The organism is Streptomyces sp. DF42, assembly GCF_058267695.1.
Map to the genome: position 1 here is coordinate 7623876 of NZ_CM177859.1, position 23213 is coordinate 7647088.

Sequence of the window (23213 nt, forward strand, 5' to 3'; positions counted from 1 at the left end):
CCGGTCACTTCGCCGTCACGGTCGGCCGGTCCGGTCGTACGGAGAACACCGTGCCGCCCGCGACGGCCACGATCGCGTCCTTGACCTGCAGCACGTACGGCGTGGTCTGCTCCGCCGACTCCCCGGGATCCCTGATCGCGGCCGTGCGCCAGCGGACCGCGCCGGTGGCGGGGTTCAGGGCCAGCAGGCGGCCGTACCGGTTGGCGAAGTACAGCGAGTCGAACGTCTTCGACCGGACCGGCGCCGACAGGTTCTCGATCTCGGTCGCCCGCTGCCACAGCCGCTTGCCGTCCGAACCACGTACCGCGGTGACCGTACCGCCAGGACGGTCGAAGTACAGGACGCCGGCCAGCAGCGTGACCGTGCCGCGCGGTGTGCCAGGCAGCGGGACGCGCTTGACGGCTCCGGTGCGCGGATCCACCAGGTCCAGGGCCGTGTACGGCTGGTCCTCACCGTTGGCGGCGAACTGGCTCTTGTCCAACTTGGGGGTCAGGAACACCAGTTGGCCGTCGACGACGCCCATCGGCCGGGCGCCCGTGGGCAGCGTGGCGACCTCGTGGGTCGTGCCGTCGGCCGGGCCGAGCCGCAGCAGGCCGACGCCGCCCTTGCCGGGATCGTCCACGGGCGTGCACAGTCCGTACGGCGCCGTTCAGCACGGTCACCGCGCAGGCGTCCCCGGCTGACGACTTCGCCGGTGCCTTCCACAGTTGGCGGCCCGCACTGTCGTAGGCGACGAAAGCGGTCTTGTTCTCGTCCATCGCGACGATGCCCCGGCTGAACAGGGCGGCCGGTTCGTCCTCGCTGACCGGGCGGGCCCACAGCTCGGTGCCGGTCTTCGCATCCAGGGCGACCAGGCGCCGGGTGATGTACGTCGCCGTCGAGTCCGGCTTGCGGTAGGTGTAGACGCGCCCGCCCCGGACGCCGACGGGGAGCGAGGTCTCCGGGCTGGTGCCCCGGCGCCAGTCGACCCGACCCGACGCGGCGTCGAATCTGGTCACGCTGAAGCCGGTGCCGGCGCAGTACACGGCGGTGGAGTCGCCCGGCACGCAACCGGACTCCTCGTAGTCGAGGGGATTGCCCTTCTTCCCGGTGACCAGGCTCGCCCGCCAGGGCTTCCAGCCGGCCGGCAGTCCCGCGGCGGGAGCGGCGGCCCCGCTCGCCGCGCCGTCGGCCGCTGCCCGGCCGTCGGTCGCCCTGCCGTTCGACACGATGTGTGCCGTCGTCAGGCCGATCGCGGTGACGGCCACCGCCGTGCCGAGGGCCACGAGGACCCGCCGCAGGCTACGCGCGCCACCGGCGGCCGTTGCCCCGGCCCCGATCGTGCCGTCGCGCGGTCCGGCGGTTCCCCGCGCCGAGGGGGAGTGCGCGAAGTCCGGCACGGTGGGGCCCGTGCTCCCCAAGTCCGACAGGGTGGGCGCGCCTCCCGTCGGCAACTGCTGCAACACGCCGTGCAGTTCGGCCAGTTGGGGCCGGTCGGCCGGATCCTTGGCCAGGCACCGCTCGGCGATGGAACGCAGCGGGTCCGCGACGCCGTCCAGATGCGGCTGCTCGTGCATGACCTGATAGCCCGTCAAGTACGGGCTGCCGCCGTCGAAAGGACGGTTCCCGGTGGCCGCGTACACCAGCACCGAGCCCAGCGAGAACACATCCGACGCGGCGGTGACGTCACGCGGCGCGGCGAACTGCTCCGGCGACATGAAGGGCGGCGTTCCGATCAGCCGGCCGGTCACCGTGAGGTCCTCGTTGTCGGCGGCGCGCGAGATGCCGAAGTCGATGACGCGCGGGCCGTCCTCGGCCATCAGGACGTTGCTCGGCTTCAGGTCCCGGTGCACCACTCCGGCCCGGTGGATGTCCCGCAGCGCCTCCACCAGGCCCAGCGCCAGCGTGCGCAGCGCGCGCCCGGTCAACGGGCCTTCCTTGGCAACGATGTCGGAGAGCGTGCGGCCGGGCACGTACAGCGTCGCCATCCACGGCTGTTCGGCGTCCGGATCGGCGTCCACCACCGGGGCGGTGAACGCACCGCTCACCCGCCGTGCCGCCGCGACCTCCTGCCGGAAACGGGCCCGGAACTCCTCGTCCAGCGCGTACTGCGCATGGACGACCTTGATGGCGACCTGCCGCCCCGACGCCGAGAGCGCCAGATGGACGACGCCCATTCCGCCGCTGCCGAGCCGGTCGATCAGCGTGTAGCCACCTATGGACCCGGCTTCCCCCTGGCTCAGCGACATGCGCCGGCACCTTCCCCGTCCCGTTTCCCGATTTCCTTGCCCGGACGGACCGTTACGGACTGTTCGGCCCATCAGCCCATCAGCCTAGGCCGTCACTCCGCCCCTCCCGACGCGGATCGGCCATCCGGCCATCCGGTCGCGTGCTTCGGTGGAGCGCTCGGCGGCGATCCATGGTCAGGAGGCGGGTCCGCAACCGCGGTTCGAGGTCGGCGCGGCGGTCCCGCGTCGCCGTCACCGCCGCATCGGCCCGGTCGACGGCGAACGTGCGGTCACCCGGGCCGGCCGGTGCGGCGGCGCAGGGGCCCGGATCGCAGCCGTCGTCCAGGGCCTCGGCTCCGGGGCGCAGGCGTACCGCCTCGGCGGGCAGCCGTATCTCGTGGGTGTCGGCGCGGTGAAAGGCGTTGCCCGCCGCCCAGTGCTCCTCCCACCGGTCGCGTCCGGCGGCCGTCACGGCATCCTGAGGAGGCGGTTCGCCGCCCGCCCGAACACGGACCGCGCAGCGCCCGCGAGGACCGGGTCGAAGGCTCCCGGCAGCAGCCGCACCCCCAACTCCTCCCGCCAGACCACCCGGCTTCGTCCGCCGGGCCCGGGCCCCACCTCGATCTCGGCCCAGCCCCGCACCACCCGCCCCCGCTTCTCCAGCCGGCACAGGCCCGCCTCGGTGTCCGTCGGCGGCCGCCACACCGTGACCTCCATACGGTCGTCGAAGGCGAACGGCCCCAGCCCCGAGCGTGCCACGACGACCGTGCCCACCTGCGTCGGCGGTGGCGTGACCACCGTGACGCGGGTCAGCGGGACGACCTCCCCATGGCGGGGCCACTCCGTGAGGCGGCGCCACGCCTCGTGGAGGGGAAGCGGTGCCGTGCGTTCGAGGAGGAAGTTGACCACGTAACGGATCGTAAGCAATCCGGGCTGCTCAGAGGGCTGTTCGCCCGCGCGTCACGCACTTGGCCCAGCGGTACGCGCGCCAGAAGGCGTAGACAGGACGGCGGCCGCGGATTGCGCAGGACAGGGAGAGACATTTACCACTGTCCTCCAACACTCCCCCCAAGGGTGGGTAATCCGCCTGCCCCGGGGGGAAGTTGGTCGCCATGCCGCTCAAGGCCCACGGCGTACTGATCGCACGCGCGGTGGACATCCGGCGTGAGGGCGCCGCGGGAACGCCGCACCACCATGTCCACCTCGCGGACGACGGCGGCACGAACTACCGCGCCGCCCGCAACGTCCTCTCCCAGGAGCGGCCCGCCGAGCCGCTCTGTCATGGACCGGCCGGGACAGGCCTCCGCGGTCCCGCCCGGCCCTCTCGTCGGCGGCGCCTGCCTGCTCGTCCCCCTCACCGGTGCTGCACAACTCGGCGACCACGGCGGGGAGATCCCTCTGAGGAACGCGGACGGGCTCAAGGTGCACGGCGTCTCGTACACCGCCGAGCAGGCGGCCCGCGAAGGCGGGTCGGTGGTGTTCCGACCGCAACCGAAAGCCACCTGCCGCACCTGCGGCATCTGCCGCACTCGCCCACCCGTACGGTGCCTTGCGTCCCGGCGTACTTCTCCGGCCAGACCTCGCATACCTTGATCGGCGGGTCGCCGTACGGCGACCCGCCGCATCGATCGCCGAGAAGCCGGGAAGCAGGAACCACCGTATGCCGCTCATCTGCCTCGTCCGCCACGGCCAGGCCTCCTTCGGTGCGGAGGACTACGACGCCCTGTCGGACCTCGGCCGCGAACAGGCCGGCGCCGTCGGCGCGGAGCTGGCCCGCCGCGGCCTGCGTGACCCGCTGCTCGCCTCCGGCACCCTCACCCGCCAACGCGACACCGCCCGACTCCTGGCCGAATCAGGCGGTTTCGAGAAGCCCTCGATCGAGGACCCGCGCTGGAACGAGTACGACCACATCGCCCTGATGTCCCGCTACCCGCACCCCCGCCCGGACGGCCGAGCGGACTCCCGCGCCGTGCAGGGAGTCCTCGACCGCGCCCTCGGGACGTGGATCGAGGACACCGCCGAGACGGGCCCTGTCGGCTGGCCGGCGTTCGCGAGCGGCGCGACCGCGGCGCTCGGCGCATTGTCCGGAGCCCTCGGCAAGGGCCGCGACGCGGTCGTCACCACCTCGGGCGGCGTCCTGGCCGCGCTCTGCGGCTCCCTGCTCGCCCTGCCGCCCGCCTCGGTGGTCGCCCTCAACCGCGTCGTCGTCAACGCCTCCGTCACCACCCTCGTCGTGGGCGGCTCCGGGACCAGCCTGCTCACCTTCAACGACCACGCCCACTTCACCGGCGACCGACGCCGACTGCTCAGCTACCGCTGAGCACTTGCCGGCCTCCCTCACCGGCTGACGTGGCCGCTACCGCGGCCCGCCCTGGCGCCCACCCCGACGCCGTCCGCCACCGCCGCCGACGGCTCAGCGGCGCGCCGCGGTGCGGTACAGGTGGTCCATCACCGCGACCGTGTCGGCGGCGCTGCCGACCTGGATCGGCGACGTGCGGAAACGCCCGCCCACGACCACGGTGGGCTCCTCGACCACCTGGTAGCGCTCACGGAGCGCAGGTGCCGCCTGGACGGCGGCGTCGACCTGCTCGGACCTGTAGGCGTTCCGTACCGACCTCACGTTGAGCCCCTCCCTGGCCGCCCATGCCAGGACGTTCTCCTCGGTGGTGAGGTCCTTGTGCTGGTCCCGAACGGCGCGGAAGACCGCAAGCGCCTCCCGCTCCGCGAGGCCGAGCCTGTCCAGTGTGTAGAAGAGGCGGGCGTACGAGAGCTGGTCCGGCTGGTCCGTCCAGGCCGCGGGGATCCGCACCACCTTCACCGGGGGGCTCTGCCGCGCCGCCCAGTCCTCCAGCGGCTTCTCGAACTCGTAGGAGTCCGGGCAGTCGTACCAGAACACCTCCGCCATCTGGCGGGCGGCCACACCGGTGACCGGGTGCTTGAGCCGGAAGTACTGCTCCCCCTCCTTCGGTCCGGCGGAGGCGGCGCCGAGCAGGCAGGTCAGGACGGTGGACATCGCGAACAGGCGCATCATCTTCTTCATGGCGGCCACCCTGGCGTCCCACGTCCCCACGCGCCCCGGTGACACACGCAATGTCCCTCGATCGGACCGTGTGCACCGCGGCGCGCTGCGGCCCCTACTTCGGGTCGCGGTGGAACAGTGACTGGGACCAGAGGTAGCCGAGTACGGCCAGTCCCACGCACCAGAGCACGGCCAGCCATCCGTTGTGGCCGATCTCGGTGCCGAGCAGGAGCCCGCGCAGCGTCTCGATGGCCGGGGTGAACGGCTGGTACTCGGCGATCGGCCGGAACCAGCCCGGCATCGCGTCGACCGGCACGAAGGCGCTGGACAGGAGTGGCAGCAGGATCAGCGGCATCGCGTTGTTGCTGGCGGCCTCGGCGTTCGGGCTGACCAGGCCCATGCCGACCGCGAGCCAGGTGAGCGCCAGGGAGACGAGCGCCAGCAGCCCGAGCGCCAGGATCCAGTCCAGGACGGTGGCATTCGTGGACCGGAACCCGATCGCCACCGCCACGGCCCCGACGAGGACCACGCTCATCACGCACTGCAGCACACTGCCGACGACGTGCCCGATGAGCACCGAACCGCGGTGGATCGCCATCGTGCGGAAGCGGGCGATGATGCCCTCGGTCATGTCGGTGGAGACGGACACCGCGCTGCCGATCGTGGTGCTGCCGATGGTCAGCATCAGGATGCCCGGGACGAGATACGCGAGGTACTCGGAACGGCCCGCACCACCGTGCCCGATGCCGGCGCTCATCGTGTCGCCGAAGATGTAGACGAAGAGGAGCAGCAGCATGACCGGGGTGAGGAGCAGGTTCAGGGTGAGGGACGGATAGCGCCGGGCGTGCAGGAGGTTGCGGCGCAGCATGGTGGTGGAGTCGCGCAGGGCGAGGGGGAGGGAGCTCATCGGGCGTTCTCCTTGGGCTGGTCGGGGACGGCGGCGCCGCCGGTCAGGGCGAAGAAGACGTCGTCGAGGTCGGGTGTGTGGACGGTCAGCTCGTCGGCCTCGATGCCGGCGGCGTCCAGCCGGTCGAGGATGGCGCGCAGTTCGCGCTGGCTGCCGTCGCTCGGGATCTGCAGGGCGAGGGATTCGTCGGTGGGGGTCCCCCCGCTCGCGCGAAGCCGGGAGTGGGGGAGGGCGGTCTCGCCCAGCGCGGAGGCGGCGCGCTGGTATGCGGCCGGGTCGGTGAAGCGGAGCCGGACGTGGCCGCCGGGGATGAGGCGCTTGAGTTCCTCGGCGCTGCCCTCGGCGGCGATCCGGCCGTCGTTGAGTACGGCGATGCGGTCGGCGAGTTCGTCGGCCTCGTCCAGGTACTGGGTGGTGAGGAAGACGGTGACGCCGTCGGAGACCAGTTCGCGGATGATCTGCCACATGGTGTGCCGGGCGCGCGGGTCGAGGCCGGTGGTGGGCTCGTCGAGGAAGATGATCCGCGGGTTGCCGACCAGCGTCATGGCGATGTCCAGGCGGCGCTTCATGCCGCCGGAGTAGGTGGCGGCGGGCTTCTTCGCCGCGTCGACCAGGTCGAAGCGCTCCAGCAGTTCGGCGGCGGTGCGCCGCCTCTCACCGCGGGAGAGGTGGTGCAGGTCCGCCATGAGGAGCATGTTCTCCTCACCGGTGATCAGACCGTCGACGGCGGAGAACTGGCCGGTGACACCGATCGCGGCACGCACCCCGTCCGGTGCCGTGGCGACGTCGTGGCCCGCGACCTGGGCCTGCCCCCCGTCGGCGGCGATGAGCGTGGACAGGATGTTCACGGCGGTGGTCTTGCCGGCGCCGTTCGGTCCGAGCAGCGCGAACACCGACCCGGCCGGGACGCGCAGGTCGATGCCGTCGAGCACGACCTTGTCGCCGTACGACTTGCGCAGACCGACGGCGGAGACGGCGGCCGGTGCCGGACGACCGTCGCCCCGGCTGGATGTGGGCATGACAGATGAAGGCATGGGGCCCTCCGTTAGAAGGCGGCGAGGCGGAAGAGGTGGAAGAGGCTGAAGGAGAGCGAAGAAGAGTGAAGAAGGCTGAAGTGGGCGGGAGGCGGGGCGAGTTGGTGATGTCGCGCTCAGGCCTTGGCGCGGAGGACGTCGATGGTGCCCCAGTTGGACCGCGCGCGGACCTTGACGGTGTCCTCGGTCTGCTCCGGGGCCTCGGACGCGGCGAGCGTGTTGCGTACCTGCCCGCGGTTCGAGCTGACGTCGAGCCAGGCGGCGGTGCCCTCGCGGATGCCGATCTCGATGGGGCCGTTGGAGGTCTCCAACTGGACCTCGCCACGGGCGACTTCGGCGATGCGAAGGGAGCCGTTGGTCGTCGTGCCGGTGACCGACGCCTCGGCGCGCGCGATGTCGATGCCGCCGTTGGCGCCGCTCACGCGCAGTTCGCCGGTCACGGCGCCGACGGTCGTGGTGCCGTGCGAGTTCTTCAGGACGGCGGGGCCGTCCACGAGGCCGACGCGGATGTTGCCGGTGCTGCTGGTGATCTCGGCCGGGCCCTCGACCCGGCCCACGGTGATCGGGCCGTGCGACAGGGTCAGCTTCAGCGAGCCGGTGGTGTCGAGGCGGACGTCGCCGGTCGAGATCTTCGCCTGGACCTCGCCGAGGCGGCCCTCGCCGAGTACCTGGGTCCAGGAGCCGAGGGAGCCGACCACGTCGACGCGTGAGCCCGTGGGCAGGTCGACCGTCACGTCGACGAGGCCGTTGGGTCCGACGAGACTGCGGCGCCTGGGCAGCGTCCTGACGGTCAGGACGCCGCTCGCGTACGTGACCTCGGCCTGTTCGGCGGTCCGCACGTCCTTGTCCCGCTTCGGGTCGCGGGGCCGTACCTCTACGACCGTGTCGAGGCGGTCGCTCGCGGTGAACCGGATGGAACCGGCGGGCACCTGGGCGGTGACCGAGATCGGTTCGGGGGTGTCGAAAGAAGGCATGGCTGTCCCGTCCTCTTGGGTCTTCAGGCCGTCCCCGCTGGTGGGACGTGGTGTGGGTGAAGTGAAGTGGAGTGGTGCGGGCGCTGTCAGCGCACCCAGCCGGTGAAGCTCTGTCCGACCGTGTGGGTCTTGTCTGCCGTACGCGGCCGCGCGCCACCGTCGACCGCGGCCGACAGGGCCCGCACCAGCCACGCGTTGACCGACAGGCCCTCACGGTTCGCGGCCTCCTCGGCGCGCGCCTTGAGGTGGGCCGGCAGCCGCAGATTGATACGGGCGGTGCCGCCTTCGTCGCCGTCGGCGGGCATCTGCGCCCTGAGCGGTTCGATGGGGGCGGCAGGCTCCGTGGCGCCGCCGTAGGTGGGCGGCCGTGTCACCACGAACTCGGGGTCGAGCCCGCGAAGCCGTACGTCGACCGAGCCGGGGGCGAGTTCACGGGTGATCTCGTCCATCGCGGCCGAGAGGACGTTGAGCATGGTCAGTCGGGTCGCCGACTCGAGGGGAGCGGTGAGCCGCTCGGCCAGCTCGCGGGCATCGTCCCCGCCGGCTTCGGCGGCCACCGCGAGTTCACGGCGGAGGGTGTCGACATACGGGGTGAGATCCATGACGCCATAGTGGCACCATCATGGCACCAAGGCAAGTCCGGGTGGCGTGCCGTGTGGGGTGGGCTTATGGACGACAGCTCTGAACTGCAGGAATGGACTGTGGTTCGCCTGGGTCATTGTGGTGCCAAGTGGGTGGGCCTGCTTTGGAGGGCATGGAATGGCACCGCGTGGCACCGCGTGGCACCGCGTGGCGCCGCGTGGCACCGCGTAAAGATCGGCGCCCGTGACCGCATCCAGGCCGTGATCTTCGCCTGCGACCTCGAACTCGCCCATCCCGGTGCGAGGTGAGCGGACGCCGGAGGCCGCTCCGGCTCGTCGGCGCTGCGCCGTTCGGGCCTCTCGTGTGGGCCGCTGCCTGGCAATCCCTCACCTTGGAGAGGTGAGGGAGGCGTCTTCTCACCCGCCTCTAACCGACGAACCGTACGGTGAGATGCCCTCCTACGAGATGTAGGAGAAGGTGATCCCGGGGCGCGTGACGACGAGAGGTGCACGATGGCCGACGGCTCGAACGTCACGATGACCAGTACCCCTCGCGCCGGCTTCCCACCGCGGACCGCCTGGCCTCGGGGCCGGTGGGGCGAACCTTGGCTCGCGGCCGTCGCAGGGGCTTTCACGCTTGCCCAGCTCGTCCTCGTACGACCGGATCTCGGCCTCGGCTGGGACGAGACGGTCTACGTCAGCCAGGTCAGCGGCCACGTTCCCGCCGCCTTCTTCAGCGCGCCCCGTGCCAGCGGCATCTCTCTCCTCGTCGCGCCGATCGCGTCGTGGTCCGACTCCACCGCTCTTCTGCGGGTCTACCTGGCGGTCCTCTCCGGTCTGGCCCTCTACTTGGCCCTGCGCGTCTGGCGAGCTCACGTCATGCCGCGCGTCCTGGCCCTCGCGGGTGCCCTGTTCGCCTCCTTGTGGGTGACGGTGTTCTACGGCCCGCAGGCCATGCCCAACTACTGGGTCGCCGTAGGAGCGCTGGCCTGCGTGGGCTGTTTCGTTCGTGTCCGGGCGAACGCGGGTGACCGGGCAGCCTGGTGGGGCGTGTTCGCGGGCGCGGTGCTGATGGCGTGGATGCGCCCGATGGACGCCGTGTACGTGGTGCTGCCCCTGCTCGCCCTCGCCCTGCGCCGACCCCGCCTCCTCGCCGTGCTGGTCGCCGGACTCCTGGCCGGCGCCGGTGAGTGGGTGATCGAGGCGTACCTGAGCTACGGCGGCCTCGCGCAACGTCTCTCCGACGCCTCCCGCGTCCAGGGCGGCCTCGGCTGGCACCTGGCGGTGGTCGACCAGCTGCGCAGTCTCGGCGGGCGCACCCTCTGCCGCCCCTGCACCGGACCGGCCGCCAACCCGGTGGTGACCCTGTGGTGGTTCGCGCTGCCGGTCCTCGCCGCGCTCGGCGCGGTCGCCGCCGTCCGCGCCCGGCGCGCCCTGCCCGTCCTGCTCCCGTCGGCCTGCGCGGTCACGGCCGCCGTCCCCTACCTGTTCCTCATCGGCTACGCGGCCCCCCGCTTCCTGCTGCCCGCCTACGCCCTGCTCGCCCTCCCCGTCGCCCACGGCCTCGCTCACCTGGTCGGTGCCCAGGCTCGGGGGACCGCGCGGACCCTCGCCGTGAGCCTGGTGGCGGCCGGCCTGGCATGCCATCTGGCCGTGCAGTACGTCGTCCTGGAACGCACCGTGCACAGTTCCGTCGCCAACCGTGACGACTGGTCCCGCACCGCGTCCGCCCTCCACGCGCTCGGCGTACGGCCGCCGTGCCTGCTCAGCGGCTACGAGGCCGTGCCGATCGCCTTCTACACCGGTTGCGGCTCGGCACAGACCGCGGGCCACGACACCAGCACCACGGCGCCCGCACTGATCCGGGCCGCCCACCGGACAGCCGTCGCGGTCCTCGTCCTTCCGGGAGACAGTCCGCCCGCCTACGCGCGCACCTGGCCCGTGGAGAGGGCCGGCGTTCTCCACGCCCATGTCGCTCCCTTCGTCCGGCAGGGGCGGTGACTCTGGTGGCCGTGTCCGACTGCGCGCCCGTGACCGCGGCCAGGCGCCCCTGTCTCCGGTTGGGGATCACTCTGGCGGTGCTGATCGCCGCGGGCGGCATGCTCGCCGTGCACCGGGCCACGCTCGACAGCGGGACCCACCAACTGGCCGCCGCCGACGGGGAATGGCTGCTGCTCGCCTGCTGCGCAACGGTCGCCACGTGGGTGTGCGCGGCTGTGGCCCAGCAGGGGGCGGTCATCGAGCGGCTGCCGCGGGGACGGCTGGTGGCCGCGCAGTTCGCGGCGTCCGCCGCCAACCACCTCCTGCCCGCGGGGGCCGGGGCGAGCTTGGTCAATCTGCGGTTCCTGACGCGCTGTGGCTTGTCCACCAGGCGCTCGGCGACCGCGCTGGCCGTGAAGGCGGCCGTCGGCGGAATCGTCCGATGCGCGCTGGGCGTGGCTCTGCTGGTGGCCTCGCCGGGCGCTGTCCCGCTGTCGGCGCGGGTCCCGCATGCGCTGGTCCTGGCGCCGGTGGCGGTGGCAGCGCTCGTGCTGGCGGTCGTGGCCAGCGGCCGACTCAGGCGGGCGGCGGGGCGGGCCATGACCGACGTACGGGAGGTACATCGGTCCGGAGCGCGGGCTTGCGCGCTGTGGGGCGGCTCGGTCGCGTTCGCGTTGCTGCACGCGGGCGTGGTCGTCGCCGTGGTCCACGCGCTCGGTCTCGCGCTGCCCACGAGCCAGGTGGTGATGGCGTATCTCGTCGCCAGCGGGGCGGCGGTGCTGCTTCCCACGCCCGGTGGACTGGGGTCGCTGGACGCCGCGCTCGCTCTGGCGCTCACGGCCGCCGGAGCACCGGGGCAGTCGGCGATGTCGGCGGTCATCGGCTACCGCCTGCTGACCGGCTTTCTGCCCATGGCCCCCGGCCTCCTGGTGCTGGGTCTGCTGGCCCGTCGCTCCGCGCTGTGAATCGCCTCGAGATGTCGTCGACTCGCCCGAGCGCGACGGCGAGCGCGATGCCCGCCAGGGCGGCCGGCAGCCGGCCGGTGCGGTGGCCGCCGGCGGTCGTGGCCGGAGTGGTCACGCAGATCCGCGCACGTCGTGCCGCCAGAACCAGCCGTAGACCTCAACGACCCGCCCGTGCCCGGCCCGGTCCGGCACTAGCCCCTGACAGCGGTCAACACGTTCTCCTCGAAGGGTCCGCCCTTGACCGTGACCTCCTTCACCGTGCCGATGCCCTTGACGTAGTACTTGTTGTCCACGACCCCGGGCTCCAGCGGCGTCCATTCCTTCGTGCGCAGGGCTCCGGTGAAGGTCTTGTACGGGACGGACACACGGGAGGTCAGGTCCAGGACCCGGAAGCGGTCCTCGGCCTGGCCGGGGTGGTACTCCTGCTGTCCGGCGGCGCCGGGTACGGGGTGGGCGGGCAGGAAGATGCCCGGGCGGGCGCCGTCACGGCCGGCGCGCCAGGTGCCCTCGGTGGAGAGCATGTTGCCGTGGGCATCGAGTTCGGCGGTGTCCTCGCCGAAGTACCAGACGTTTCCGGCGCCGTCCTGGGCGTAGTAGTCGCGGGTGGCCTCGTGGAGGGTGCGGCCGGTGTAGAGGCGGTCCTCGACGACACGGCAGGGGATGCCGGTGATCTTCTCGGTCTCGCGGGTGGCGGTGAGGTACTCCGTGGACTCGGCGCCGTCCTTGATGCCGCTGTAGACCAGCGTCCGGCCGGGCGGCAGCGGGAACCACGGGTTGTCGACGGTCGCCGAGAAGCTGCGGGGAACCGGGCCGGTCGTCGCGGGCGCCGCGGACCGGTGGTTCGAACTCCCCGAACTCGACGAACAGGCCGTCAGTACGACCGTGGCCGTGCAGCCGGCGGCGACGGTGAGGACCAGTGCTCTGCGTGCCGTGCCTTTGCCGATCATCGGGACTCCCTCGTCGAACTGTGGCTTCGAGCCTGCTCGCGAGTGGCTGAGGGGACCCTGAAACGGTCCCCACGAGTTCCTGAGGGGACCCTGAAACGGTCCCCACGAGTTCCCGAGGGGCCCGCTCGGATGGACTCAGCGTCCCCTTAGCCACCCCCACTACGCTGGACACAAGCAGGGCCCGGGCGAGGAGGCGCCATGCGGATTCTCGTGGTCGAGGACGAAGCGCCCATGGCGGAGCTGCTGCGGCGCTGTCTGGCGGAGAACGGCTTCGCGGTCGACGTGGCCGCCACCGGCGAGGACGGCCTCTGGTACGCCGGGGAGACCGAATACGACGTGATCGTCCTGGATGTGATGCTGCCGGGCACCGACGGTTTCGGCGTGCTACGTGAGATCCGTGCCGCCGGCCGGTGGGCGCCCGTCCTGCTGCTGACCGCGCGGGACGCCGTCGAGGATCGGGTGCGCGGACTGGACCTGGGCGCGGACGACTACCTCGTCAAGCCCTTCGCGCTGGCCGAACTGCAGTCCCGGTTGCGTGCGCTGATGCGCCGGGGCGCCCGTGAACGGCCCGCCGTGCTCAGCGTCGGCGACCTCACCCTCGATCCGGCGACCCGCTCCGTGGCCCGCGGCGGAACTCCGGTCACGTTGACGGCCAAGGAGTTCGCGCTGCTGGAGTGCCTGATGCGGCGGCCCGGCCAGGTGCTGTCCAAGGCCGAACTCATCGAGCACGTATGGGACTTCACCTTCGACGCGGACTCGAACGTCGTGGAGGTGTACGTCGGCTACCTCCGACAGAAGATCGACCGTCCTTTCGGACGACAGTCACTGCGCACCTCCCGGGGCGCCGGCTACTGGCTGAGAGACGACCGCAGGGAGCACGCGGATCATGCGCGGCCCGTTGGCTAGGCTCCCCGTCCGGCTCCGCCTCACGCTCGCCTTCTGTCTGGCGATGGCGGTGGTGCTGACCGCGCTGGGCGCCTTCCTCTACACCCGGATGGGTACCGAGCTGACCCGCGCCGTCGACCTCGACCTGCGCGCACGGGCCGCGGCCACCGTCAGCTCGCCGGCCCAGAGCGAACGGGCCCCGCTGGACGCGGGCCGTGGACTCATCGACCCCGACGAGTCGTTCGGCCAGATCCTCACGCCGTACGGTGACGTCGTCGAGACGACCCCGGCCGTCGCGGCCGCGCCCATGCTGCCGCCGGGCACCACACGCACCGTCACCAAGCCGGTCTTCCTCAGCCGTCATGTCGTGGGCATCGAGGACCCCGCCCGGCTGCTCGCCCTGCCCGTTCGCCTGCCGGGGACGGTCGCACAGCCCGCAGTCCTCGTCGTCGGCGCACCGCTCGGCGACCGCGCGGAGGCGCTGGACCGGCTGCTGCTCCTGCTGCTCATCGGCGGCCCGCTCGCCCTGGCGGCGTCCTCGTACGCGGGCTGGCTGCTCGCCGGCGCGGCCCTGCGACCGGTGGAGCGCATCCGCCGGGAGGCCGCCGCCATCTCCGAGGCCGAGCCCGAACGGCGCCTTACCGTCCCGCCGACCGGGGACGAACTGGCGCGTCTCGCGCACACCCTCAACGCCATGCTCGCGCGCCTCCAGGAGGCGCTGGAACGCGAGCACCGCTTCATCGACACCGCCGGACACGAACTGCGCACCCCGCTGGCCCTCCTGCGGGCCCAGCTCGAACTGGCCACGGCGCGCCCGCGCGACCGCACCGAACTCGAAGCCGCCATACGCTCCGCCGCCGCCGAGACCGACCGCCTCGTCGGGCTCGCCGAGGATCTCCTTGTCCTCGCCCGCACTCGACAGGGCCGGCTCCCGCTGCGCCGCGAACCGGTGTCCCTGCCGCGGCTGCTCACCGACGCGGCCGAGGCGTTCCGCGCCCGCGCGAGTGCCGACGGCTCGACGGTCACCGTGGAATGTGCCGGCAGCCGACAGGCGACCGCCAACCTCGATCCGGTACGGCTGCGCCAAGTCCTGTACAACCTCCTCGACAACGCCCTGCGCCACTGCGGCCCCTCCGGACCGGGCCGCATCACCCTCGGCGCCGAACACGCGGACGGCGTGGTGCACTTGTGCGTGCACGACCAAGGCCGCGGCTTCCCGCCCGACGTGCTCGCCGGGCCGCCGCCGAACCCGCGCCCCGACGGGGGTTCCGGCGGGCTCGGCCTCGCCATCGTCGGGACGATCGCCGCGGCCCACGGCGGCCAGGTGAGCCTCGCCAACCACCCGTCGGGCGGGGCCCTCATCACCGTAAGTCTGCCCACCGCGTCAGCGCGGTCCGGCGGTGCCCAGCGCCGGAGTGCAGCGGTCGGCTCGCGGATTGGACCGGCCGAGGCAGCCGAGGAGCGTGGCGCACACCGCGGCGGCGAGGGGTGCGGTGGTGGTGAGACCGACGCCGACGCTGAAGGGCATGTCCATGCCGAGCCGGTCGGTCGGCGAGGCGCCGAGAGGGCGGGTGCGCAGGTACGAGGCCCGGAACGCGGCGACGGCGTTGAGCCAGGCGAAGCGGTGTAGCACGCACGGTACGAGGATCGCTGCGCCGAAGAGCAGCCCGGAGCCCACGAATCCGACGTCGAAGCAGAAGCCGGTCAGGTCGCCGGTGGCGGTGCCGAGGCGCTGGGTCGGCTTCCGGCTTACGAGGATTGCGAGTCCAGCGGGTGTGCGGGGCCGCCCCGGTGAAGGTCACCTGGGCGGCCCCGTGCCGGGCGGGGGTTCAGCCGGTCGGTCCCGCCGGGGTCGTGGTGGTCTTGAAGCCTTCGGTCTTGTTGGCCTGGATGGCGAAGTCATTGGTGAACGTCTTGCTGAGGTCCACCGACGACTTCACGTTGCCGACCAGCTTCTCCGTCGCCAAGGAGGTCTTCGGACCGCCGGACGGCATGAGGCCGTCCGGGAGGAACTGACCCTTGTCCTCGGTCAGGGCCGAGATGTAGTCGGCCTTGGTCACCAGCTGGTTCGAGACGTACGACGCCGGCAGCTTGTTCGCGATGTCGGCCGCGCTGTGGGTGTTGATCCAGTGCATGGTGGCGACCAGCGCGTCGACGACCTTCTGGACCGTGTCCTTGTGCGAGTTCACCCAGTCGGTGCGGGCGAGCACACCGGCGGCGGGATAGGCGCCGCCCATCGCCGCCGTGGCGCCGTCCGTGGTGGCCAGATCGACCGCGGAGGTACCGACGCCCTTCTTCTGGATCGCGGCCACCGTCGGCTGCGTCGTCATCACGCAGTCGACCTTGCCGTTCTGCAGCGCGGCGATGGCGGTGGAGCCCGCGCCGACCCCGATCCGGTGGTAGTCGCCGGTCTTTATGCCCTTCTTGGCGGCCAGGAACTGGGTGAGGGTGTCGGTGCCGGAACCGAGGTCGGTGACGCCGAGGGTCTTTCCCTTGAAGTCGGCGGCCGAGTGGACGCCCGACTTCTTGGTGCACATCTCGCGCTCGCCCGGCGCGCCGGAGAGCTGGACGACGTCCTCGACCGCCTTGCCCTTCGCCTGGAACTCGATCGTGTGGTTGTACCAGGCGCCCGCCATGTCCACCTGGCCCGAGGCCATGGCTTCCTCAGCGCCGACGCCACCGTCCTGCTCGGTGCTCAGCTGGATGTCGACGCCGTACTTCTTGTAGTAGCCGAGCTGCTGGGCGAGTTGGTACGGCAGGTAGATCTGCTTGTCGAGGCCGCCGGCCATGAGCTTGACCGTCGGCGTGGAGCCCGAACCGCCGGTCGAGGCGGAGGAGTTGCCGGAACAGGCGCTGGTGGCGCCGAGGGCGAGAACGGTGAGGACGGACGCGGCGACGGCGGCGGCGGGTCGTCTGGACATGGCTGATCACAGTCCTTTGCAGAGGGTGTTGGGATGAGGAAGGGGGAGTGCGGGGGTGTCAGATGGTGTTGGCGGCCTCGGACGGAGCCGGCGGGCGCCAGGACAGCAGCCGGTGCTCGAGCTTGCCGATCAGCCACTCGGCGCCGAGCACGATGACCGAGATGACGAGCATCGTGGCGAACACGCCGTTGGGGTCGAAGTTGTTCTGCGCGGTCTTGATGACCAGGCCGAGGCCGCTCTGCGCGCCGAGCACCTCGCCCACCAGCGCGCCGACGATGGCGAAGCCGAAGGCGCTGTGCAGGCTGGCGATGATCCAGGTGAGTGCGGAGGGCACGGTGACATGCCGGATGATCTGCAGCTGCGAGGCGCCGAGGACCTTGGTGTTGGCGAGGATGTTGCGGTCGACCTCGCGGACGCCCTGGAAGGCGTTGAAGAAGACGATGAAGAACACCAGCACGGCGGCGAGCAGGATCTTCGGCAGCACACCGATGCCGAACGCGACGATGAAGATCGAGCCGAGGACGATGCGCGGGATCGCGTTGACCATCTTGATGTAGGGGCCGAGCACGTCGGCGAGGAAGCGGCTCTGGCCGAGCGCGACGCCGAAGACCACTCCGGTGACGGCCCCGAGAGCGAAGCCGGCGAGCGCCTCCTGGATCGTGGTCCAGATGTTGGATGTCCCGCGTCCGGGGCTTCGAGGTGGTCGGCCAGGCGCGCACCGTGGCCGAGGCGCTGGCCGCGGTGCGCGCCCTCCACCCCGACCTGCTGCTGCTCGACATCTTCCTGCCGGACGGCAGCGGACTGGACGTGCTACGCCGGCTCAGCGGCGACGAGGGCGGCGACCGCCCCGACGCCATCATGATCACCGCTGACCGGGACATCACCTCGGTGCGGATCGCGATGAAGCTCGGCGCCGTCGGGTACCTGGTCAAGCCCTTCGGCGCGCCCGACCTCGCCGAGCGGCTCACCGCTTACCGGGAGCTCCAGCACCGCATGGACGCCCTGGGCACAGCCCTCGACACCGACCAGGCTGACGTGGACGCGCTGTTCAGCGCCGCGCGGCCGCCGGCCGTCCCCCGCGTCCCCGCGAAGGGCCACTCCGCGCCGACGCTTGCCTTGCTGCACCAGACCCTGCGCACCGCGCACAACGCTCTGTCGGCCACGGAGGCCGCCGAACGCACCGGGGTCTCCCGCGCCACGGCTCAGCGTTATCTGTCCTACCTGGTCAAGGAGGGCATGGTCCGTCTCGAACTTCGCTACGGGGCCACCGGCCGTCCCGAGCACCTCTACCGCGTCGCGCACTGAGCGGGCACTTTCGTTTCCCAAGCCGGTCGAGCCGACGGCACGTGGCGGTAGGACGCCGTTTCGACCTCGGCCATCGCCACGGTTGTGGCTTCGCCGTACTCCTGGGCGGGCTCTACGCCTTGGCGCGTGTCCTTCCACCGCGTTCATGCTGCTGCCGTCGCCGGGAGCGGTGTTCACGGTGATGCGGGGCAGGGCGGGCGCCGACGACCCGCTGTCCGCACGACCCGGCTCGCGGCTGTCTTCTGCAGCAGCCCGTAGGCGAGCACCGGCAGGAGCAGGTGCGGTTTGTCGGGCAGCGTGGTGGTGATCAGAACTGCGCTCGCGCTGCTGTTGTTCATCCCGCAGGCGAGCGTCAGCGAGGAGGAGGCGGGGGCATCCAGGCGCAGGAGCCGAGCGGCGGTCCGGCCCAGCACGAAGGACAGCAGGCAGACGAGCGCCGCCACGACGAGTGCCGCGCCGAACAGCAGCGGGCGCGGATGCGCGAGGAAGGAGCCCAGGGCGCCACTGGCGTTGATGTAGGTCAGGACGAGCGATCCGAGCAGCGCGACGGGCACGATCATGCACAGGGCCCACCTGAGCCACGCCGTCGGCAGCGCGAGTCGGAAAAGGATGCCGACTGCACAGGGGAGGACCACGGTGACGAGAGCGAAGCCGCCGTGGGCTGTATGGCCGGTCGTTGCGAGTGTGTCCGCGTAGCCGCCGTCGAGGAGCGGCACCAAGGTGGTGATGACCAGCGGGATGGTGAGCGGGCTGAGGAGTGTGGAGGCCAGGACGAGTCCCACCATGGTGGGTTGGTCGCCGTCGCCCTTGCCGGTCCAGACGGTGGCTCCGGCGGCGACGGGCATCGCCACGATCAGGATCATCGCGGTGATCAGCCCGCTGCCACCGTCGCTGTCGGGGGTGCGGTGCAGTCCGAACGCGACGACGGGGATGACCAGGAGCGGGATCACGAGGTGCAGGACCAGCCCGGCCAGCAGGGCGGTCGGCTTGCGGAGCAGTCGGCCCAGTTCGCGGACGGGTACCTGAAGCCCGGCGGAGAAGAGCACCAGGGACAGCAGCAGCGGGGCGGTGCTCAGGGGCAGGCCGGTGGCGGTGCCCAGCGGCACGGTGTGGTCGCGGCGCAGCCACAGACCGGGGCCGGGCAGGAGGAGAGCGGCGGCGTAGGACAGCACGACGGCCCGGCCGAGCCGAGGGCGCAGCCAGGCCGTCACCCGGTCAGAGGGCGGTTGGGAGACAGTGGGACGGCTCAAGGCGGCCTTCTTCCATGGCGGCGGACGGGACGGGGTGGAACGCCGCTATGCAGGAGCCGTGATCATGAGTCGTCATGGCACTCATGGTGCGCGAGTGAGGCGGATGGGGCAGCCGATGCCGCACGGCAGTCAGGATGCGTTCAGGTTTCCCGTGGCACGGTCGGGCCTCATGACATACGAGACCTCACAGAGCCCCGCTCCCTCGGAGGGCGACACCCAGGTGGCACCGTCCGGTCGCCGACTCGGCTGGAACAAGGTGCCCGAAGTCACCGCCTACTTCTGGATCATCAAGGTGCTGTGCACGACGGTCGGCGAGACCGCGGCAGACCTGCTCAACGAGAAGGCCGGTCTCGGCCTGACCGGTGTGTCGGTCCTGATGAGCGCCCTGCTGGCGGTCGTCCTGGTCGTGCAGTTCCGCACCACCGCCTACCGCGCGGGTGTGTACTGGCTCGCGGTCGCCCTGATCAGCGTCGTGGGCACGCTGATCAGCGACAACCTCACCGACAACATGGGCGTACCGCTGGAGACCAGCACCACCGTCTTCGCGGTCATCCTCGCGGTCGTCTTCGTGGTCTGGTACCGGCGCGAGCGGACCCTGTCCATCCATCACATCGACACCACCAGCCGCGAGTCCTACTACTGGCTCGCCGTCCTGTTCACCTTCGCCCTCGGCACCGCGGCCGGTGACCTGGTCTCCGAGCGCATGGCCCTCGGTTACTGGCTCTCCGCGGTCCTGTTCGGCCTGGCCATCGCGGCGGTCGCCCTCGCCCACTTCAAGCTCGGCCTGGACGCGGTGTGGAGCTTCTGGATCGCCTACGTCCTCACCCGTCCGCTCGGCGCGTCCATCGGCGACTACCTCTCCCAGCCCAGCGGAGACGGCGGCCTGGGCCTGGGCACCGTCGTCACCAGCGCCCTGTTCCTCACGGTCATCCTTGGCCTGGTCGTGTATCTGTCGGTGACCCGCAAGGACGTGGCGCAGCCGCAGCGCACCCCCCGGCACGCGGTCTGAGCAGGCAAGTTGCGGGCGTTCAGGATGCGTTCAGGCTGACGCTGTCAAGGTCGACTCCGGTGACTGCCCTCACGGTCGCCTCTTCTCACAGGGCGCTCGTCCCCCTCACGGGGCGGGCGCCCTGCCGTACTCCCGAACAGGAGCCCCCCACCTTGGAGCAACCGGAACTCCTCACCGACGTGGACGTCGCGAGCACGACCAAGTCGGTGATGAAGAAACTCCCAGAAGTGACGCTGGCATTCTGGATCATGAAGATCGCCGCCACCACCCTCGGCGAGACAGCCGGCGACCTCTTCGCGCAGACTCTCAAGCTCGGCTACTTCCTCACCACGGTCGTCCTGTTCCTCCTCTTCGTGGTGACCCTGGTCGTCCAGCTCAGGTCCAGCCACTACAACCCGTTCTTCTACTGGACGGTCATCCTGTCGACCAGCATGGCCGGCACCACGATGTCCGACTTCATGAACCGTGACGCGAGCGCCAAGTACCTCTCGGGCGGCGCCACTTCGCTGGGCTGGGGCCCGCAGGGCCTCGGTATGGGCTATCCGACCGGCGCTGCGATCCTCATCTCGATCCTGCTGGTCATCTTCGCCGTCTGGAAGGCGGCCGGGATGACCTTCCAGATCCGCGACATCGTCACCTTCCGCGGTGAGGCCCTGTTCTGGTCGGCGATCCTCGTCTCCAACACCCTCGGCACCTCCATGGGTGACTTCCTCTCCGACAGCTCCGGCCTCGGTTACGCCGGCGGCGCGCTGCTCGTCACGGCCGCGCTCGCCGTCCTCGTCGCCCTGATGAAGGTGCCGGTGGTGCCGAACGTGCTGCTGTTCTGGATCGCCTTCGTCCTCACCCGCCCCCTGGGTGCCACGACGGGTGACTTCCTGACCAAGCCGGTCGCCAAGGGCGGTCTGAACCTCGGAACCGCGGGTTCCTCGGCCGTGCTGCTGGCCGTTCTGGTCGGCCTGATGGCCTACGCGCAGCTCCAGCAGCGCCGGACCGCCGCCCCGGTCACATCGGAGCGGGAGGCAGTCGCCCAGCGGGCTGACTGAGTCCGGTCAGCCCGTCGGCAGGTCGACCAGGAAGCGCCCTCCTGAGGTGTATCCGGGGTCGTGGGAGACCTCGCCGCCGACGGTGCGGGCCAGGCGCCGCGCGAGCGGCAGCCCCAGGCCCGCGCCGTCGTGCCGTTGTCGCATGGTTCGCCCTGCCACCATGCCGGCCAACGCCGCGAGGGCATAAGGGACGGCGCCGCTGCCGGTATCGGTCACCCCTCGGGCCAGCACCTCGGCGACGTCCGGACGATGGCCGAGCGACCAGGCCAGGAATCCGTCGTCCGCCCACAGCGGAGCGCCATCCCGGCCGATCACCACCATGGTGAGGGTGCCGAATGCCACGTAGGCGCCCAGACCCATGGTGCCCGCCAGGCCGGCTGCGTCGCGCCGTTCATGAGGCGGTCAGCAGCGGGCGCAGGCGGCTGGAGCCGATCCACCGGCCCACCGATCGCGACCACCGCCTCAGCGTCAGCATCGACACCAGCGCGACGAGTCCACCCACCAGCACGCCGGCCACGACGTCGTGCGGATAGTGCACGCCGACCCACACCCGGGAGACCGCCATCGCCAGTGCCGCCACGGCCGCGACCGCCCCCAGCCGACGCGAGACGAACAGCAGTGCCACGGCAGCGGCGGCCGCGATCGCCGCGTGGTTGCTGGGGAAGGACCAGTCGCCGGGCGCCGGACACGTCTCCAGGGTCTTCACGCGAAGGCTCTGGCACGGCCGGTCCTCGCGTGGCCGTGGCTGTTCGACACTTCGCGCGTCGGGATCACCAAGACCATGTCCGGCGGTGCCGACTACACCTACGGCTACCCGCCGCTGACCGCGCTGCTCGCGGCCCCGGTGCACGCCGTCGTCCACTCGACGGCGGCCGCCACCCTGGTCACCACGGTCGCGCTCCTCGCCTCCTCGGTCCTGCTGTGGTTCCTGCTGCCGGCACCCTGGAGGTCAGCTGCCACCGCGGTCTGTCTCGGCTTCGGTTTCCTGCCGCACTACGCCTACGCCGGCTACCCGGCGATCACGGCTCTCGCCCTGCTCGTCCCTGTGGTCGTCCGCTGGCCCGCCACGGGTGAAGGCGGCCGACTCGGCTCCGGGGGAGTGCTGCGGGCGGCGTGCCTGGGCGCCGCCTGCGCGGCCCAGCAACTCGCCTGGTTCCTTGCTCCGTTCCTGCTGATCGGCCTGTACGCCGTCAGGCGCGGGGAACTCGGCCCGCGGCGGGCTCTGACGGTGACCGCCCGCTATGCCACCACCGCGGCTCTCACCTGGGCCGCGGCCAACGCGTACTTCATGGTCGAGGGCTTCTCCACCTGGCTGCAAGGCGTGCTGCTGCCGCTCGACCAGAAGGCGATCCTGCACGGCCAGGGCCTGATGGGCATCTCCTACTACTTCACCGACGGCAGCAGCCGCCTCGACTACTACGCCTACGGCAGTCAACTGCTCCTGCTCGGCCTGCTCGGCCTGCTCGCCGCCACCCTGCTGTTCGTCCGGCGGCTCGGCCCCGCCCTCACCGTCCTGCCGTGGACCGCGTTCTACCTCGCCACCCGCTCCCAGGACGGCTACTTCCTGATGATGACCCCGCTGTGGCTCGCGGCCGCCGCCACCGTCCCGGCCACCGCGTTCGCCACCGCCTGGCAGCCGCGCCTTCCCCACGTCACCGGCGACCGTACGAAGAGGGCGCTGGCCGCCGCACTGCTCGCTCCTGCCCTGGTGTGCGTCGCGATCGCCGCGGCGAGCCCGCCGCCCCTGCGCCTGAGCCTCTCGCCGCACTTCGCCACGCAGCACGCGCGCGTGGGTGTCACCGCCATCGACGTGCGGGCCGTCAACACCACCGGTACGGCGCTCACCCCGCACTTCGCCAGCCGTACCGGCCAGGGCGCCTCCAACTGGTGGACCATCGCCTCCGGCCCCGCTGTCCTGGCCCCGCACGCCTCCGCCGACTACCGGGTGGAACCCGCAAGCGGCTTCCGCGCCCTTCCCGGCGGCCACGGTCCCGGGATCTACCTCATCGCTGTCACCGGCACCCCGATGACGATCACCAGCGCCCACATCCCGGCGGTTCCCTCTTGAGGAACGCACCCGACTATCACCAACGCACCAGCCCTGACCAGGAAATTCGTCGCGGTGTTCAGGTTGCGGTCAGGTTCGTCGCGCGATGTTGAAAGTCATGCACCAGAACGCCCAAAAC

Annotated in this window: 23 protein-coding genes and 2 pseudogenes; 10 read left to right on the plus strand and 15 right to left on the minus strand. The window is 71.4% G+C overall.

Translation table 11 applies throughout. From position 1 onward, the window contains the following. Positions 1-4: 4 nt before the first annotated feature. From ACYUED_RS34900 to ACYUED_RS34915, 4 genes are all read right to left on the minus strand, one after another. Positions 5-523, minus strand: a complete 519-nt coding sequence (locus ACYUED_RS34900; RefSeq protein ID WP_491288578.1) for an outer membrane protein assembly factor BamB family protein — start codon at positions 521-523, stop codon at positions 5-7. Beyond that, positions 450-2228 (minus strand): protein kinase domain-containing protein, encoded by a 1779-nt coding sequence (locus tag ACYUED_RS34905; RefSeq protein ID WP_491288579.1) that lies wholly within the window; start codon positions 2226-2228, stop codon positions 450-452. The genes ACYUED_RS34900 and ACYUED_RS34905 overlap by 74 nt, the downstream gene beginning before the upstream one ends. Positions 2229-2307: 79 nt before the next feature. Then, on the minus strand, positions 2308-2679 hold the full coding sequence (locus ACYUED_RS34910) for a hypothetical protein (RefSeq protein ID WP_491288580.1): 372 nt from the start codon (positions 2677-2679) through the stop codon (positions 2308-2310). Next, positions 2676-3116, minus strand: coding sequence for an SRPBCC family protein (locus ACYUED_RS34915; RefSeq protein ID WP_491288581.1), 441 nt, complete (start codon positions 3114-3116; stop codon positions 2676-2678). Before ACYUED_RS34915 ends, ACYUED_RS34910 begins: the two co-directional genes overlap by 4 nt. A gap of 203 nt (positions 3117-3319) precedes the next feature. On the opposite strand from ACYUED_RS34915, the pseudogene ACYUED_RS34920 reads away from it, so the two are divergent. Next, positions 3320-3466 (plus strand): annotated as a pseudogene (locus ACYUED_RS34920) (DUF2278 family protein); the annotation flags it as partial. A 401-nt stretch (positions 3467-3867) separates the two neighbouring features. Beyond that, a complete protein-coding gene (locus tag ACYUED_RS34925) occupies positions 3868-4527 on the plus strand; it encodes a histidine phosphatase family protein (protein WP_491288582.1) in 660 nt (219 codons plus the stop codon). A gap of 93 nt (positions 4528-4620) precedes the next feature. Here the strand turns inward: ACYUED_RS34925 and ACYUED_RS34930 are convergent, their stop codons facing one another. The 5 genes from ACYUED_RS34930 to ACYUED_RS34950 form a co-directional block, all read right to left on the minus strand. Beyond that, positions 4621-5247, minus strand: a complete 627-nt coding sequence (locus tag ACYUED_RS34930) for a thiol:disulfide interchange protein DsbA/DsbL (RefSeq protein WP_491288583.1) — start codon at positions 5245-5247, stop codon at positions 4621-4623. Between the two features lie 94 nt (positions 5248-5341). Next, positions 5342-6133: an ABC transporter permease gene (locus ACYUED_RS34935; protein WP_491288584.1), complete on the minus strand. Its 792-nt coding sequence runs from the start codon at positions 6131-6133 to the stop codon at positions 5342-5344. Continuing rightward, on the minus strand, positions 6130-7167 hold the full coding sequence (locus ACYUED_RS34940) for an ATP-binding cassette domain-containing protein (RefSeq protein ID WP_491288585.1): 1038 nt from the start codon (positions 7165-7167) through the stop codon (positions 6130-6132). Before ACYUED_RS34940 ends, ACYUED_RS34935 begins: the two co-directional genes overlap by 4 nt. A 116-nt stretch (positions 7168-7283) precedes the next feature. Next, the gene (locus tag ACYUED_RS34945; protein WP_491288586.1) at positions 7284-8141 is read right to left on the minus strand and encodes a DUF4097 family beta strand repeat-containing protein; all 858 of its coding nucleotides are present in this window, start codon (positions 8139-8141) and stop codon (positions 7284-7286) included. A gap of 86 nt (positions 8142-8227) precedes the next feature. Further along, a complete protein-coding gene (locus ACYUED_RS34950) occupies positions 8228-8743 on the minus strand; it encodes a toxin-antitoxin system HicB family antitoxin (RefSeq protein ID WP_491288587.1) in 516 nt (171 codons plus the stop codon). A gap of 492 nt (positions 8744-9235) precedes the next feature. On the opposite strand from ACYUED_RS34950, the gene ACYUED_RS34955 reads away from it, so the two are divergent. Both ACYUED_RS34955 and ACYUED_RS34960 read left to right on the plus strand, forming a co-directional pair. Beyond that, positions 9236-10723, plus strand: coding sequence for a hypothetical protein (locus ACYUED_RS34955; protein ID WP_491288588.1), 1488 nt, complete (start codon positions 9236-9238; stop codon positions 10721-10723). Positions 10724-10782: 59 nt separating this feature from the next. Next, a complete protein-coding gene (locus ACYUED_RS34960) occupies positions 10783-11667 on the plus strand; it encodes a lysylphosphatidylglycerol synthase domain-containing protein (RefSeq protein WP_491288589.1) in 885 nt (294 codons plus the stop codon). 191 nt (positions 11668-11858) lie between these two features. Here the strand turns inward: ACYUED_RS34960 and ACYUED_RS34965 are convergent, their stop codons facing one another. Continuing rightward, a complete protein-coding gene (locus ACYUED_RS34965) occupies positions 11859-12614 on the minus strand; it encodes a hypothetical protein (protein WP_491288590.1) in 756 nt (251 codons plus the stop codon). A gap of 198 nt (positions 12615-12812) precedes the next feature. On the opposite strand from ACYUED_RS34965, the gene ACYUED_RS34970 reads away from it, so the two are divergent. Further along, the gene (locus ACYUED_RS34970; protein ID WP_491288591.1) at positions 12813-13520 is read left to right on the plus strand and encodes a response regulator transcription factor; all 708 of its coding nucleotides are present in this window, start codon (positions 12813-12815) and stop codon (positions 13518-13520) included. Next, entirely contained in the window at positions 13513-15129 is a 1617-nt protein-coding gene (locus ACYUED_RS34975) for a sensor histidine kinase (RefSeq protein ID WP_491288592.1), read from the plus strand. The genes ACYUED_RS34970 and ACYUED_RS34975 overlap by 8 nt, the downstream gene beginning before the upstream one ends. A gap of 199 nt (positions 15130-15328) precedes the next feature. Here the strand turns inward: ACYUED_RS34975 and ACYUED_RS34980 are convergent, their stop codons facing one another. Both ACYUED_RS34980 and ACYUED_RS34985 read right to left on the minus strand, forming a co-directional pair. Further along, positions 15329-16420 (minus strand): ABC transporter substrate-binding protein, encoded by a 1092-nt coding sequence (locus ACYUED_RS34980; RefSeq protein WP_491288593.1) that lies wholly within the window; start codon positions 16418-16420, stop codon positions 15329-15331. A gap of 58 nt (positions 16421-16478) precedes the next feature. Next, positions 16479-17033 (minus strand): ABC transporter permease, encoded by a 555-nt coding sequence (locus ACYUED_RS34985; RefSeq protein WP_491288594.1) that lies wholly within the window; start codon positions 17031-17033, stop codon positions 16479-16481. Between the two features lie 62 nt (positions 17034-17095). On the opposite strand from ACYUED_RS34985, the gene ACYUED_RS34990 reads away from it, so the two are divergent. Continuing rightward, entirely contained in the window at positions 17096-17725 is a 630-nt protein-coding gene (locus ACYUED_RS34990; protein ID WP_491288595.1) for a response regulator, read from the plus strand. Between the two features lie 173 nt (positions 17726-17898). Here ACYUED_RS34990 and ACYUED_RS34995 read toward each other — a convergent pair whose 3' ends face one another. Then, on the minus strand, positions 17899-18975 hold the full coding sequence (locus ACYUED_RS34995; protein WP_491288596.1) for a bile acid:sodium symporter family protein: 1077 nt from the start codon (positions 18973-18975) through the stop codon (positions 17899-17901). A 169-nt stretch (positions 18976-19144) separates the two neighbouring features. Here ACYUED_RS34995 and ACYUED_RS35000 point away from each other — a divergent pair, with 169 nt between their 5' ends. Together ACYUED_RS35000 and ACYUED_RS35005 are read left to right on the plus strand one after the other, a co-directional pair. Then, positions 19145-19984 carry a COG4705 family protein gene (locus tag ACYUED_RS35000; protein WP_491288597.1) on the plus strand — a complete coding sequence of 280 codons (840 nt, stop codon included), beginning with the start codon at positions 19145-19147 and terminating at the stop codon, positions 19982-19984. Between the two features lie 152 nt (positions 19985-20136). Beyond that, positions 20137-21027: a COG4705 family protein gene (locus ACYUED_RS35005; RefSeq protein WP_491288598.1), complete on the plus strand. Its 891-nt coding sequence runs from the start codon at positions 20137-20139 to the stop codon at positions 21025-21027. Positions 21028-21033: 6 nt separating this feature from the next. Here the strand turns inward: ACYUED_RS35005 and ACYUED_RS35010 are convergent, their stop codons facing one another. Together ACYUED_RS35010 and ACYUED_RS35015 are read right to left on the minus strand one after the other, a co-directional pair. After that, positions 21034-21387, minus strand: coding sequence for an ATP-binding protein (locus tag ACYUED_RS35010; protein WP_491288599.1), 354 nt, complete (start codon positions 21385-21387; stop codon positions 21034-21036). 31 nt (positions 21388-21418) lie between these two features. Beyond that, a pseudogene (locus ACYUED_RS35015) lies at positions 21419-21763 on the minus strand (phosphatase PAP2 family protein); the annotation flags it as partial. 45 nt (positions 21764-21808) lie between these two features. Between ACYUED_RS35015 and ACYUED_RS35020 the strand changes: the two are divergent. After that, positions 21809-23095, plus strand: coding sequence for a hypothetical protein (locus ACYUED_RS35020; RefSeq protein WP_491288600.1), 1287 nt, complete (start codon positions 21809-21811; stop codon positions 23093-23095). Positions 23096-23213 lie beyond the last annotated feature (118 nt).